At 72.1% G+C, this 12,756-nt stretch carries 16 protein-coding genes, 1 tRNA gene and 1 pseudogene; 4 read left to right on the forward strand and 14 right to left on the reverse strand.

Features of this window, described 5'->3' with window-relative positions; translation table 11 throughout:
* Positions 1-61 precede the first annotated feature (61 nt).
* Together QE359_RS13070 and QE359_RS13075 are read right to left on the reverse strand one after the other, a co-directional pair.
* Complete coding sequence (locus QE359_RS13070) at positions 62-760, reverse strand: hypothetical protein (RefSeq protein ID WP_309779525.1); 699 nt, start codon at positions 758-760, stop codon at positions 62-64.
* A gap of 61 nt (positions 761-821) precedes the next feature.
* The gene (locus QE359_RS13075) at positions 822-1,502 is read right to left on the reverse strand and encodes an HAD family hydrolase (RefSeq protein WP_309779526.1); all 681 of its coding nucleotides are present in this window, start codon (positions 1,500-1,502) and stop codon (positions 822-824) included.
* Between the two features lie 44 nt (positions 1,503-1,546).
* On the opposite strand from QE359_RS13075, the gene QE359_RS13080 reads away from it, so the two are divergent.
* On the forward strand, positions 1,547-2,623 hold the full coding sequence (locus tag QE359_RS13080) for a GNAT family N-acetyltransferase (RefSeq protein WP_309779527.1): 1,077 nt from the start codon (positions 1,547-1,549) through the stop codon (positions 2,621-2,623).
* Here the strand turns inward: QE359_RS13080 and QE359_RS13085 are convergent.
* The 9 genes from QE359_RS13085 to QE359_RS13125 form a co-directional block, all read right to left on the reverse strand.
* The gene (locus QE359_RS13085; protein WP_309779528.1) at positions 2,589-3,458 is read right to left on the reverse strand and encodes an SMP-30/gluconolactonase/LRE family protein; all 870 of its coding nucleotides are present in this window, start codon (positions 3,456-3,458) and stop codon (positions 2,589-2,591) included. The two genes, QE359_RS13080 and QE359_RS13085, sit on opposite strands and share 35 nt — an antisense overlap.
* Before the next feature lie 12 nt (positions 3,459-3,470).
* Positions 3,471-3,713 (reverse strand): hypothetical protein, encoded by a 243-nt coding sequence (locus QE359_RS13090; RefSeq protein WP_071294635.1) that lies wholly within the window; start codon positions 3,711-3,713, stop codon positions 3,471-3,473.
* A 102-nt stretch (positions 3,714-3,815) separates the two neighbouring features.
* On the reverse strand, positions 3,816-4,601 hold the full coding sequence (locus QE359_RS13095; RefSeq protein WP_309779529.1) for an alpha/beta hydrolase: 786 nt from the start codon (positions 4,599-4,601) through the stop codon (positions 3,816-3,818).
* Positions 4,602-4,630: 29 nt separating this feature from the next.
* Entirely contained in the window at positions 4,631-5,728 is a 1,098-nt protein-coding gene (locus QE359_RS13100; protein ID WP_229086553.1) for an acyl-CoA desaturase, read from the reverse strand.
* An 88-nt stretch (positions 5,729-5,816) separates the two neighbouring features.
* The gene (locus QE359_RS13105) at positions 5,817-6,530 is read right to left on the reverse strand and encodes a GAF and ANTAR domain-containing protein (RefSeq protein ID WP_071294638.1); all 714 of its coding nucleotides are present in this window, start codon (positions 6,528-6,530) and stop codon (positions 5,817-5,819) included.
* A 12-nt stretch (positions 6,531-6,542) separates the two neighbouring features.
* Positions 6,543-7,241, reverse strand: coding sequence for a GAF and ANTAR domain-containing protein (locus QE359_RS13110; protein WP_309779530.1), 699 nt, complete (start codon positions 7,239-7,241; stop codon positions 6,543-6,545).
* Positions 7,242-7,328: 87 nt separating this feature from the next.
* The gene (locus tag QE359_RS13115; protein WP_309779531.1) at positions 7,329-7,781 is read right to left on the reverse strand and encodes a hypothetical protein; all 453 of its coding nucleotides are present in this window, start codon (positions 7,779-7,781) and stop codon (positions 7,329-7,331) included.
* 69 nt (positions 7,782-7,850) lie between these two features.
* Entirely contained in the window at positions 7,851-8,327 is a 477-nt protein-coding gene (locus QE359_RS13120) for a DinB family protein (protein WP_309779532.1), read from the reverse strand.
* Between the two features lie 3 nt (positions 8,328-8,330).
* Entirely contained in the window at positions 8,331-8,540 is a 210-nt protein-coding gene (locus tag QE359_RS13125; RefSeq protein ID WP_070418928.1) for a hypothetical protein, read from the reverse strand.
* Between the two features lie 42 nt (positions 8,541-8,582).
* Between QE359_RS13125 and QE359_RS13130 the strand changes: the two genes are divergently transcribed.
* A tRNA-Gly gene (locus tag QE359_RS13130) sits at positions 8,583-8,654 on the forward strand.
* 290 nt (positions 8,655-8,944) lie between these two features.
* Here the strand turns inward: QE359_RS13130 and QE359_RS13135 are convergent.
* From QE359_RS13135 to QE359_RS13145, 3 genes are read right to left on the reverse strand one after another with little or no spacing between them, the layout of a single operon-like run.
* The gene (locus tag QE359_RS13135) at positions 8,945-9,199 is read right to left on the reverse strand and encodes a DUF6510 family protein (RefSeq protein WP_071301606.1); all 255 of its coding nucleotides are present in this window, start codon (positions 9,197-9,199) and stop codon (positions 8,945-8,947) included.
* Positions 9,196-9,981: an FAD-binding oxidoreductase gene (locus tag QE359_RS13140; RefSeq protein WP_309779534.1), complete on the reverse strand. Its 786-nt coding sequence runs from the start codon at positions 9,979-9,981 to the stop codon at positions 9,196-9,198. Before QE359_RS13140 ends, QE359_RS13135 begins: the two co-directional genes overlap by 4 nt.
* Positions 9,978-10,571, reverse strand: a complete 594-nt coding sequence (locus QE359_RS13145; RefSeq protein ID WP_070418930.1) for a molybdopterin-dependent oxidoreductase — start codon at positions 10,569-10,571, stop codon at positions 9,978-9,980. The genes QE359_RS13140 and QE359_RS13145 overlap by 4 nt, the downstream gene beginning before the upstream one ends.
* Before the next feature lie 256 nt (positions 10,572-10,827).
* On the opposite strand from QE359_RS13145, the gene QE359_RS13150 reads away from it, so the two are divergent.
* Together QE359_RS13150 and QE359_RS13155 are read left to right on the forward strand one after the other, a co-directional pair.
* Positions 10,828-12,429, forward strand: a complete 1,602-nt coding sequence (locus tag QE359_RS13150) for an ABC transporter substrate-binding protein (protein WP_309779535.1) — start codon at positions 10,828-10,830, stop codon at positions 12,427-12,429.
* A 189-nt stretch (positions 12,430-12,618) separates the two neighbouring features.
* Positions 12,619-12,699, forward strand: a pseudogene (locus QE359_RS13155) (hypothetical protein); the annotation flags it as partial.
* Between the last annotated feature and the right edge of the window lie 57 nt (positions 12,700-12,756).

Below are 12,756 nucleotides of genomic sequence, written 5' to 3' on the forward strand. Positions count from 1 at the left end.
GTCAGGTGCCGGATGGCCCAGTCGAGGCTACTGCGCCTGACATCGGGCGGCGAAGCCAGCTTCACGCATGAGGCTGTCGAACGCAGAAGGCCCCGAGCACACGCTCGGGGCCTTCTGCGTTCGCGGGTGGGTCGAGGGTCAGCCGGCGGGGACGGTCTCCTTCTCGTGCTCTTCGGCGGCTGCCTCGGATCGCGGTCGCGAGGTCGTCCGTCCACGCGGCTCCGGGGGTCGCGAGGTCGGCGGGGCAGCACTGCACCAGGTCGAGCCGCAGGACACGTGCGGCCTCCTGCCACGCCCGGGCGATGTTGCCGTCAGCGCCCACGAAACGGAAGCGCAGCGTGCCGAGGTCGCGCTGCTCCCGCCGCAGGGCGTACAGGTCGGACAGCACCTCGCACGGGTGGTTCTCGTCGGTCATCGCGTTCACGACGGGGAGTGCTCCGGCACCCGCGAGGCCCTCGACGACGGTGAGGTCGTGGTGGCGGACGACGAGGACGTCCGCCCACGATGCCAGGTAGCCGGCGACGTCCGAGAGCGCCTCGGGCTTGTCGAGCGTGGTGTCCGGGAAGACGATCGGCTGCAGTCCCATCGTCGCGGCACCGCGCTCGAACGTGACCCGCGTGCGCAGGCTGGTCGCGGGGAAGAACATCACCGCAGAGCCGTCGGTCGTCGGCCCCTGACCGGTGCGGTACGCGTCCGCGAGGGCGAAGACCTCCTCGACCTCGTCTGCCGTCCAGTCGTCGAGCCGGGTCAGGGAGCGCATCGCACCAGCCTAGGGAACGGCGCGAGCGCCACGGCACGAGCCGGTCGGGACGACGTGTCGTTCAGGACTCGCCGAGCGCGGACAGCACCTGGTGCCGGACGTCGGGTGCACCGTCGGCGTACCGGTCGACGAGGACGGTGCGCATCCCCGCGGACCGGGCCCCGGCGACGTCGCGGACCGGGTCGTCGCCGACGAAGAGGCACGCCGACGCGGGCACCCCCAGTGCGTCGGCGAGCGCGTGGAAGGCGCCCTCGTCGGGCTTCTGCACGCCGATGCGCTCCGAGATGCACACCACGTCGACGGCGGTGTCGAGTCCGGTCGCCGCCAGCTTCTCGGACTGCTGTTCCGCGGACCCGTTCGTCAGCAGCCCGAGGCGGTAGCCGCGCGTCCGGAGCTCGCGGAGCAGCGGTGCAACGTCCGGGAACGCACGCCAGGCGGCGCGGTAGGCGTCGAGGTACCGCTCGAACACGCTGTCCAGAGCGTCGGGGTCGTGGGGGAGCACGATCCCGAGCGGGGGCAGGACGGTCCGGAGCCGCTCGCGTCGCTGCTCCTGGAAGCCGATCTCGCCGGAACGCCAGCGCTCGAAGTGCTCGTCCTCGGCGGCGGACCAGGCGTCGAGCACCGACGGGGTGACGGTGACGCCCAGCCCGGTGAGGAACTGCTCCGCGCCGGTGCTGGCGGCGCCCCGGTGGTCGAAGAGGGTTCCGTCGAGGTCGAACCCGACCGCTCGCGAAGGTGCCACGCGGCCAGGCTACGGCGTGTCCCGGCGACCGTACGATGGCGGTGATGGACATCTCGCTGCGCCCCGGTACCCCCGACGACGTGGAGTGGGTCGCGGAGCTCCGGGCCGAGGTGCTCCGAGCCGACCTCCGCCGACTCGGCCGGTACGACGACGTGCGCGTCCGGGAGCGGCTGCGTCGCGGGTTCCTGCCCGACAGCACGCGGGTCATCGTGGTCGACGGCGCCGACGTCGGTTCCGTCACGGTCCGGGTCGAGGGCAGCGACCGGTGGATCGAGCACCTGTACCTCGCGCCGCACCTGCAGGGGCGCGGCATCGGGTCGTCGGTGCTGCGGACCGTGCTGGCCGAGCCGCACGCCGGGGACACGCGGCTCATCGTGCTGCAGGGGAGTGCGGCACAGCGGCTCTACGAGCGGCACGGGTTCGTCCGTGACCACGAGGACGACGTCGACGTGGTGATGGTGCGTCCCGGCGACCCGGACCCCGTCACGTCGGCGTACTCGCGTCGCGCCGTCGAGTACATCGAGCACCTGGGGTCGATGACGTCCGTCCACGCGGCCGACGAGGCGCTGGTGACGGCGTGGGCGTCGACCGTCGACGGACCCCTGCTCGACGCCGGGTGCGGCCCCGGACACTGGACCGCACAGCTCGCCTCGCTCGGTCACGACGCACGGGGTGTGGACCGGGTCCCGGAGTTCGTCGCCCACGCCCGGCAGGCGCACCCGGGCATCCCGTTCGCGGTCGCGGACGTCGACGCGCTCCCCGACGAGCCGGAGAGCCTCGGTGGCGTCCTGGCCTGGTACTCGCTGATCCACCACGACCCGGCTGCCCTGCGACGTCCACTCGAGGAGTTCGCGCGGGTCCTCCGCCCCGGCGGCGGGCTGCTCGTCGGGTTCCCCACCGGACCGGACGTGGAGCCGTTCGACCACGCGGTCACCACCGCGCACCGGTGGTCGGTGGACCGTCTGGCAGCAGCGGTCTCCGCAGCGGGCTTCGACGTCGTCGAGGCGGTCACCCGGGACGCCGACGACGCGACCCCGCGGCCGCACGGAGCGATCTCCGCGCGGCGTCACGACCGACCGGTCGCCGTCACCACCCCGGGACCTCGACGCGCACGGAACTGATCCGACCGGCCCGGGTCCGTGCCGTCACGGCGGGGTCGTAGCTGTCGGCGGTCGCGAGGTAGAGCGTGCGCCCGTCCTCGCCGCCGAGCGCACAGTCGATCGCACACCGACCCGGGGCGTCGATGCGGTCCGTCACCGTGCCACCCTCGACGACCCGCAGGAACTCGCCGGTGTCGACGGAGCAGACCCAGACCGCGCCGTCGCGGTCGACGGTGCTGCCGTCCGGCGTGGTGCCGGCGGGGAGCGCCGCCCACTCGCGTCGTCCGATCAGGGAACCGTCGGGCTCGATGTCGAACGCCGTCAGACGACCACCCCACGTCTCGCTGACCACGAGCGTGCGGGTCCCCGGGAGGACGTTCGCACTGTTCGGGAAGACGAGACCGTCCGCGGCGAGGCGGTGCGACCCGTCGGTGTCGATCACCCAGAGCGGGCCGGGGCGGAGCTCCTCACCGCCGTAGAGGTCGTAGCCGAAGGCGCCGATGTAGGTGCGGCCGGTGGCGTCGTCGACGACCAGGTCGTTGAGCAGCGAGGACTCGACCCCGGACAGGTCGGCGAACACCTCGGCCGCGCCGTCCTCGCCCACGGCCACGACCGTGCGGGACTCCATCGCGCTGACGATCAACCGGCCGTCCGGCAGCCACCCGAGGCCCGAGGACTGCCCGTCCACCGTGGTCTCGAGCCGGGGCTGCGCGCTCGGGCCGGGGCGCAGCGAGAACACCTCGCCCGTGTGCATGTCCGAGTACCAGAGTCTGCCGTCGTGCCAGCGGTTGCCCTCGGGGAACCGGATGTCGGTGACGACGTCGGTCGCGGTCGTGGAGTCGAGTGTGATGTGCACCGACCCAGCCTCTCAGAGCTCGCCGGGAGGCCCCGACTGCCAGCGGACCCACGCCTCGAGCTGCGCCTTCGCGCTCTCGAGACTGGTGTGGAAGCCGGTCATGTCGCCGTCCCGCAGCCGCACGACGTACCGCGACCCGAAGACCACCGTGCCGATCACGACGGAGCCGCACCGCGCCTCCCAGGTCCGCGGATCGACCGCCGCCCAGCGGACGTCGTCGGTCTCGGCGTGCTCGGTGCTGGAGAGGGAGGTCATGGTGCTTCCGGTCGCTGGACGATGGGATCGTTCCGGCGGCCGTGGGCTGGGGTCACCTGGCTCGACGGTAGTCCTCGGCGCCTGGGCGGCGGACGCCCCGGCTCAGGCCATCCGGTCGAGCCAGTCGCGGAACAGCGCCGCCGCGACCGCCGGACGTTCCAGGTGGGCGTTGTGCCCCGCCGCGTCGAGCACGGCGTACGTCGCGCGGGGGTAGTGGTCGCGCAGCGCCCAGCCGTCCTCGTACCCGACCACGTCGTCCTGACGGCCGAAGAGGTGCAGTGTCGGCGCCGAGAACGGATCGGGGTGGAGCGCCTCGGGTTCGGTGCGCAGCGCGTAGTCGGACGCGATCCGGTCGACCACGGCCTGGTCGGCGGCGCGCAGGCCGGGGAGCACGGACTGTTCGTACGCCTCGAGCGTCGCGGTGGTCTGGACGACGCTGAGGGCGGCGAAGTCGTCGCGGGCGGCACCGGGCTCGGCCGCGGCCACCACGGCCGGATCGGGGAAGACGACCTGTCGCGGGGGCACTCGTCGGCGTGCGTGGTCCGGTTCGACGACGCCGACGATCGTGGCGAGGCCGAGCACCTGGCCGCGGAGCTCGTGCGCGACGGAGCGCGCGACCATGCCGCCGAACGAGTTGCCGACGATCGCGAACGGCTCGTCGCCCAGGTGCGCACGGACCGCTTCCCGGACGGCGTCGGCGACGTCCTGCGCGCTCGAGGCCGAGGGGTCGTACCCCGGCGACTCGCGGACCCACGGCAGGTCGAGGTGGACCCACCGCCACGGCGCGTCCGCGACGGCGTGCTCGAGGGGGAGCAGGATGCGGTGGTCGATGCCGAAGCCGTGCACGGCGACGAGCGGGCGGCCCTGACCGGTGGTGCGTGTGATCACGCCCGCACCCTAGCGGGGACCGCCGACGGTCACGGGGCCCGGAAGCGCTCGACCACCGGGCAGGCGAACGGATCGCTCGCCGCCAGGCCGACCTCGTTCAGGTAGCGCACGACGATCACGTAGGAGTGCACGAGGGTGGTCTCGGTGTACGGCACCCCCTGCTCGTCGCAGTACCGGCGGACGAGGTCCCGCGCCGCACGGAGGTTCGGCCGGGCCATGCTCGGGAAGAGGTGGTGTTCGACCTGGTGGTTCAACCCGCCCATGAAGAACTCGACCCACCGCCCGCCGCTGATGTCGCGGGAGGTCAGCACCTGGCGGGAGAGGAAGTCGACCCGGCGTCCGGCCTCGATGATCGGCATGCCCTTGTGGTTCGGCGCGAACGCGATCCCCATGCAGAAGCCGAACACCGCCAGCTGGACGCCGAGGAACGCGAACGCGATGCCGATCGGCAGGACCCAGAAGACCGCGCCGACGTAGAGCACGAAGCGTCCGGCGAAGACGGACCCCTCGGCCCAACGGTGCTTGACGGCGCCGCGTCCCGTGTAGGTGCGGATCGACTGCCAGTGCAGGTTCGCGCCCTCGACGAGGAGCATCGGGAAGAACGCCCACCCCTGCACCCGGACCAGGACGTGCAGGAACCCGGTGCGGCTCCGCGCGTCCTCCGCCCGGAACGAGATCGCGTCGAACGAGATGTCCGGGTCCTTGCCGACCGTGTTCGGGTTCGCGTGGTGCCGGGTGTGCTTGTTCATCCACCAGGCGTAGCTGATGCCGGTCAGGAACGTGCCGACGTACCGTGCGGCACGGTCGTTCCAGTCGTGACTGGCGAAGACCTGCCGGTGTGCGGCCTCGTGCGAGAGGAACGCGAACTGGGTGAAGAGCAGTCCGAGCACCCCCGCGACGACGAGCTGCCACCACGAGCCGCCGAGCACGGCGAACGCGGTGCCCGTGGCGACGAGCAGCGCCGTGAGGACGGCGACGAGCCCCCAGTACCAGCCGGTCCGACGACCGAGGAGTCCGGCGGTGCGGACCTGGGCGAGCAGCGCGGTGTAGGTCGACGTCGTGTCGGGCCGGCCGTCGCGCGGTGTGGTCTTCCGGTAGCCGACCGGTGCGGTCGTGTCGTCGACCATGGTGTCCTCCTGGGTGCAGCGGTGACGCTGTAACCGGGGACCGGGGCTACGTGGTGTCCTGCACGCTACGCGGAGCGACCTGCGCGGCTCAGGGGATGACGAGTCGCCGCTCCACGACCGCGCGCGCGACGTCGGCGAGCAGCTCCTGGTTGGACCGCGCGTGGGCACGCAGTTTCGCGAAGGCCTGGTCCATGTCGATCCGGTGCGTCTGGGCGAGGAAGCCCTTCGCCTGCTCGATGACGATCCGGCTGTCGAGCGCGCGCTGGAGCTGCTGCTGCGCCAGGTTGGCGTGTTCGAGCGACCGCTGCTGCAGGATGCTGATCGTGGCCACGTCCGTGAGCGCCTGGGCGGCGAGGGCGTCGTCGCGGTTCAGGGCGCCCTCGGTCTCGCGGAACAGGTTGAGCGACCCGAGCGTGGTGTCGCGGAGGCGCATCGGGATGGCGTGGACCGAGGCGTAGCCGGACTCGGCCGAGGCCGCGGCGAACGTCGGCCACCGACGTTCCATCTCGGCGTGGTCGCGCACCGAGACCGGGCGCCCGGTGGCGAAGCACTCCACGCAGGGGCCTTCGCCGGCGTCGAGCTGCAGGAGTCCGAGGAAGCTCGACCGGTCGCTCGTGGACGCGAGGACCTCGAGCTCCTGCGACTGGTTGACGAGCAGGATGCCGGCGGCGGACGCGTCGAAGATGTCGACGACGCTGTCGACGAGGTTCTGCAGGAGTTCGACCACGTCGTAGTCGTCCACGAGGATGTCGGTCAGCGCGACGAAGGTGTCGACGAGTCGGTGCTCGCGGGTCGGTGCCATGGTGCGTGCTCCCTAGGTCTCGGAACCGTACGGCCGGGCGAGGTCGAGTCGGCGTTCGATGATGTCCGCGGCGACGTCGCGGACGGTGCGTTCGGTGGCGTACGCGTGGGCCTGCAGGACGAGCAGGGCGTCCTGGACGCTGACGCCGAGCTGGGCTGCGACCATGCCGGTGGCCTGGTGCACCTCCCGCCTCGAGTATCGTCCGGGTTCCATGTCCGCGCGCCCGTCGGCGGCAGCGGCGAGCAGGGCGTCCCGGAGGACACGCCGCGCGGCGACCGTGCTCAGCTCGATCGCCCCCTGGACCTGCCCGCGGGTCAGTGTCCGTTCCTCGCCGACCGTGAGGTCGACGGCGCCGACGGGGATCGTCCCGATGCGCATCGGGAAGGAGAAGAGCGCACCGACCCCGGCACGGAGGAGCTCCTCGAGCGCGACGGGCCAGGTCGCGGTCGTCGTGGCGGTGAGATCGGCCTCGAGGACCGGACGCCGGGTCTCGAGCGCCTGCCAGCACGGTCCCTCGCCGAGGTCGAGTTGGATCTCGTCCACGCGCTCCGCCATCGCGTCACTCGCGCACACCGTCACCGAACCCAACGGGTCGCCGAGCGTCGAGATGCCGACGCTCGTCACGGGGAGGGTGGCGAGGAAGGGCGGGCACAGGTCGGTACCCTCCGGCGCGGCCTGCATGGCGGCCGCTGCAGCAGCGAATTGATCCATGGGTGACACCGTTCTCGGTCGTCCGCCGTCGTGCGATCCGTCGCACGGTCCATCCGGCCGTCGATGCATTGTCCGTTTTCCGAGACCCTAGTACACCCGTGCTGCCTCCGGGACGAAGCGGATGCGTTCCGCTGCCCGTGTCACGTCCTGCGCCCGGGCCGTGCGGTCGTCGAAGTCGGCCCGTGCGGCGTCCCGCGCGACCTCCTTCTCGGCCAGCGACGCGCGGCTGACGGTGTCGACGATCGTCGCGACGGCGGTGGCGAGGCCGCGTTCGAGCTGCCCGAGGTTCGTGTGCCCGATCACCAGGCGGCGGTCCTGGACGTCGAGTGTCACGTCGGGGTACCCGGCTGCGGCGAGCCGGGCGTGTCCGTCGGCACCGCGCAGCGCCGTGGTCTCGGTGGCGTCTGGTCGACGGTTGAAGACTGCCGGGACGTCGTAGTACTTCGCTGCCGCGGGGCTGCCGAGTTCGCTGGGGAGGCCGGAGGCCACCACGCTCGTGAGTGCGAGGGGTGTCGTGGCCGCCTCGGATGGGTTCGTCATGGGGTCTCCCTCGGCGGTTCCCCAGGGTGACCGAGGGGTTCCGCGGTCCACCCTGGTGACACCGTGCCGTCAGTGTGGGGCCACCCGATGTGCACGCTCCCAGCCGGCGTGGAGGTCGCGGAGCAGCGCGACCTCGGCGGCGTGGTGCACCAGCTCGTCGACGACGTGCAGGACGAACGAGAGCCGACTGTCGGCGCCGTACGGACCCGCGACCGGACCGAGGGGCTCGGACGCCGAGTCGCCGAGCCCGCGGGCCAGCGCGGCGAAGCGGGCGGCGGCGTCGCGGACGGCGGCGACTGCCGCATCCGCCGACGCCGCGGGGACGGGTGCCGCCTCGCCGGACGGTCCGGAGGCGAGGAACTCCCGGTTGCGCGGTTCGTCGAGCGTCTCGGCGATGTGGTCGAGCCGCCAACGGATCGAGATCCGCGGCTCGCCGTCGACGGGCTCCCGGGCCCACTCGTCGTCCGTCAGGCCCGCGACGCGGTCCAGGAGGCGCGTGGTGGCGTACTCGAAGAGGGCGACGACGTCCTCCAGAGCGGTGGTCACTGCTCAGCCGACCGGCCGGTAGATCGCGATCGGGGGCGCCTGGTCGTCACCGTCGTCGTGGCTCTCGCCGGAGGACAGCCAGGTCCGACCCTCGTGCTCGATCGTCGTCGGCAGGTCGCCGTGCACGAGGATCCGCGCCGCTGGTTCGTCGCCGTCGACGAGGTCCACACCGTGGGCCTCGGTACCGCCGGGGTTGTCGTGCACGTAGCTCATGGTGCGATCGAACTCCCTCGGCCTGGTAGTGTTCTCGTGTACGCGGATGTGGCGCAGTGGTAGCGCATCACCTTGCCAAGGTGAGGGTCGCGAGTTCGAATCTCGTCATCCGCTCGGAACTGCGAAGGCCCCGGTCACTCGACCGGGGCCTTCGTCGTCCGGGCTGGTGGCCGGATCCGGTCCGTGGGGCGCAGGCTTCGGGTGCCCGCGCCCCTCGGACGCGCGGGCCACCGTGCCCACTCGAGCGCCGGCGGATGGGTGGTCCGGTCGGCGCCCATCCGGTGATCCGGAGCGGCGCCCCGTCCGGATGGGTCGGATCCCGGACCGTGCGGTTTCCCGCACGGATCCCGCATCACCTCGCACGTGCTCGGCGTGTCGCTCATGCTCCGCCAGGACGGACGTTCTCAGTCGGCGTCGAGCGCGACCCGTGCACCAGGGATGCCGACCCACGGTCCGCCCGGAGCGTCGACGACCGTGACGAGCACGTCGTCGCAGTGCGGGCACCGCGCGACGAAGCCCATCGGGCTGGCGTGCACCCGGGTGCCCGCCAGCGCCCCGACCGTCCTGCACCCCGAGCACCGGAGCGCGGCCACCGTGGGGTCCGAGCCGAGGAACCCGATGAGCACCCCGGCCAACGCGTTGCCGTCGAGCACGGTCATGCGCTGCCTCCGAACCGCTCGGCGCGGACGTCGGTCGTGTCGTGCCCGAGCTCGCCGAGCCACGTCAGCACCTGTTCGACGAACGGCGTCGATCCGCAGACGTAGACGAGGGCGCCGGCGTCCGGCGGGAACACCGCTGCTGCCAGGGCGTCCCGGGTGAGTCGGCCGGCCGGGACCGCGGCACCGTCCGGGGCACGGCGGCTGTACACGACGGTGGTGTCGACCCCGGCGGCCTCGGCACGTGCGAGCTCGGTGCGGAAGAACACGTCCTCCGGCGTGCGCACGGCGTAGAGGAGCCGGAAGGGGGCGGCGTCACCGGCGTCGGCGTGCGCGCCGGCGACGGCAGCGAGCGGGACGATCCCCGAGCCGCCGGCGATGAGCTGCACGGGCCGCTCCGACACGCCCGGGCGCCAGACGAACCACCCGCCGAGCGGTCCGTGCACCTCGAGTGCGTCCCCGACCTCGACGGCGTCCACCAGGAAGGGCGAGACCTCGCCGTCCTCGACCCGGTCGATCGCGAGCACGACCGAGGTCGTCGCGCCGGACGAGGCGATCGAGTAGGAGCGTGACGCCTGGTAGCCGTCCTCGGCGGTGAGGCGCAGGTCGAGGTGCTGGCCCGGGTCGTTGCCCGGCCACGTCGGGACGTCCAGGACGATCCGCCTGGCGTTCGGGGTCTCGGGGGAGACGGCGGCGACCGTCGCGGCGTGCCAGGCCGGCCGCCGCCGGAGGGCAGCCGACGTCGGTGGGGTGATCCGTTCCTCCAGGCCCTCCACCGCGCTCACCAGTACCGCTCTTCCTTCCACGGGTCGCCGTGCAGGTTGTAACCCGCGTTCTCCCAGAAGCCGGGTTCGTCGTCGGACTGCATGACGATGCCGCGCACCCACTTCGCGCTCTTCCAGAAGTACAGGTGGGGGACCAGCAGGCGTGCGGGACCGCCGTGCTCGGGGGTGAGCGGTTCGCCGTCGGCCTCGAACGCGATCCACGCCTGCCCGTCGAGGAGCTCGTCGAGCGGCACGTTCGTCGTGTACCCGCCGAAGCTGTGCACCATGCAGTAGTCCAGCGAGGTCTCGACGTCGGCGAACAGCCGGTCGAGCGGGACACCGCGCCACGGCATGTCGAGCTTCGTCCAGTGCGTCACGCAGTGGATGTCGACGGTGACGTCCTCGACGCCGAGCGCCTGCACCTCGTCCCAGGTCCAGCTGTGCAGGCCGGACTCGGTGCGGATCGAGAAGCTCCAGTCGGACGGTTCGATCTCGGGGGTGGCGCCGGCCGACAGCACGGGCCAGTCGCGGACGAGTGTCTGGCCCGGTGGGATGCGCGGGTCGTCGCGGTCGTCACGGCGACCGCCGAAGCCTCGGGTGAACGTCGCCATCGGTGCTCCTCGGTCGCGTGTCCGGCGACCAGGCGGGCGCCGCTCTGGTCGATCATCCCGCCTCGCGCAGGCGCTCGTGTAACGGGTTGGTAAACGTTCCCGTGCCTCTGGTGCGGCTGCGGGAGACCGCTCGATCGCGGTCACCGTGCGGATCGGGGCCCCGTGAGGGCGGCCGGCGTCCGTCGCGTCGGGCTTGGCCGGGGACGATCCGCCCTCTATCGTTCACCGGAACGATTACCAGGAGGGGTCACCCCGAATGCAGCCCATCGTCCCCGAACCCCGGAACGCCCGCGGCCCGAGCCGTCGTGCGCTCCTCACCGGCGCCGCCGGACTCGCCGGCCTCGGCCTGCTGACGCTCACCGGGTGCAGCTCCGGCGCCTCGGCCGGCACCACCGACCTTCCCGAGGCCGCCGCCACCGGCACCGCCCGGAGCGGCGGTCGACTCCGGATCGCCCGACCCGCCGCGTCGGCCGCCGAGACGCTCGACTCCGCGAGCTCCCTGTCCGCGTACGAGTACCTCGGCGCGCTCTACAACCGGCTCGTCAAGCTCGACCAGCAGGGCCGGACCGTGCCCGACCTCGCCGAGGAGTGGTCGGCGAACCAGGACGGCACCGAGTGGACCTTCCGCCTCCGCCGGGGCGTGCGCTTCCACGACGGGTCGCGCTTCTCCGCCGACGACGCGATCGCGAGCATCCGGCACATCCTCGACGAGAAGACCGGCAGCCCGCAGGCCGGCGTGCTCGGCGAGGTGATGGACGCCCGCTCGATGACGGCCGTCGACCCGTACACGCTGCGGTTCGCCCTCACGAAGCCGAACGCGGAGTTCCCGTCGCTGCTCACCGCGTACCAGTGCTACATCGTGCCGGCCGGGGCGATCGCCGACATCGGCCGGACGGGCATCGGCACCGGACCGTTCCGCCTGTCGTCCTTCACTCCGGCGGGTGCCGGCAGCGTCGAGGCGTTCGACGACCACTTCGCCGGCCGCCCCGCGTTGGACGGCATCGACTTCTACTCGATCCAGGACACCACCGCCCGGGTGAACGCCCTGCTCGCGGGGCAGATCGACCTCATCTCGCAGACGAACCTCGACTTCGCGACGGCCCGGGTCGTCGCCGCCTCCGATCGGGCGACCATCGCCCGCTCGAAGAACGCGCAGTGGTACACGATCCCGATGCTCGCCACCTCCGAGGAGTTCCGCGACCCGCGGGTCCGCCAGGCGATGAAGCTCGCCTACGCCCCGCGCACGATCGTCGACACCGCCCTGCAGGGCACCGGGTCGCCGGGCTGGGACAACCCCGTGCCGCCGCAGCTCGCCGCCTTCGTGGACGACCACCGCGAGTACGACCCCGACAAGGCGAAGGCGCTGCTCAAGGCCGCCGGTCGGTCGGACCTCCGCGCGTCGATCTACACGTCGAGCTACGAGTCGGTCTTCACCCCGATGGCCGTCGCCTACCGCGACGCCGTCGCGGACGCGGGCATCCGCCTGACGGTGAAGAACGCCAGCTCGGACTCGTACTACACGCAGATCTGGATGCAGAAGCCGCTCATGGTGAGCTACTGGTTCACCGGCCGTCCGATCGACCAGCTGCTCAACCAGATCTTCCGGTCCGGTTCGTCGTACAACGAGAGCGCGTGGTCGAACGAGCGGTTCGACGGACTGCTCGACGACGCCCGCGCCGAGATGGACGACGCGAAGCGATTGACCCTGTACCAGGACGCCCAGCGGCTCGTGGTCGAGGACGGCGCGGACATGACCCCGATGTTCGGCGACCGCCTGGTCGGGCTGTCCCGCGACGTCGTGAACTACTCGGAGTACGGCTTCGAGTTCGACTACCTCCGGATCGGACTGCGACGATGACGACGACCACGAACAAGCCGTCGGACGTCCTCGTCCCCGTCCTCCGTCGGCTCGGCATCGCCGTGCTCACGGTGGTGCTCGCCTCGCTGTTCGTGTTCCTCGCCGTGCAGGCGCTGCCCGGCGACGTCGCGCAGCAGCTGCTCGGGGCAGAACGCCACACCCGACGCCGTCAAGCAGCTCCGGGAATCGCTCGGCCTCGACCAGAACGTCTGGCTCCGGTACCTGCAGTGGCTCGCCGGAGCGGTGCACGGCGACTTCGGCACCTCGCTCGTCAGCGGGGAGCCGGTCGCCCCGACGCTGTTCACGGCGTTCCGCAACAGCATGCTC

The sequence above is a fragment of the Curtobacterium sp. SORGH_AS_0776 genome (assembly GCF_031453355.1).
In the GTDB taxonomy this organism is placed as follows: domain Bacteria; phylum Actinomycetota; class Actinomycetes; order Actinomycetales; family Microbacteriaceae; genus Curtobacterium.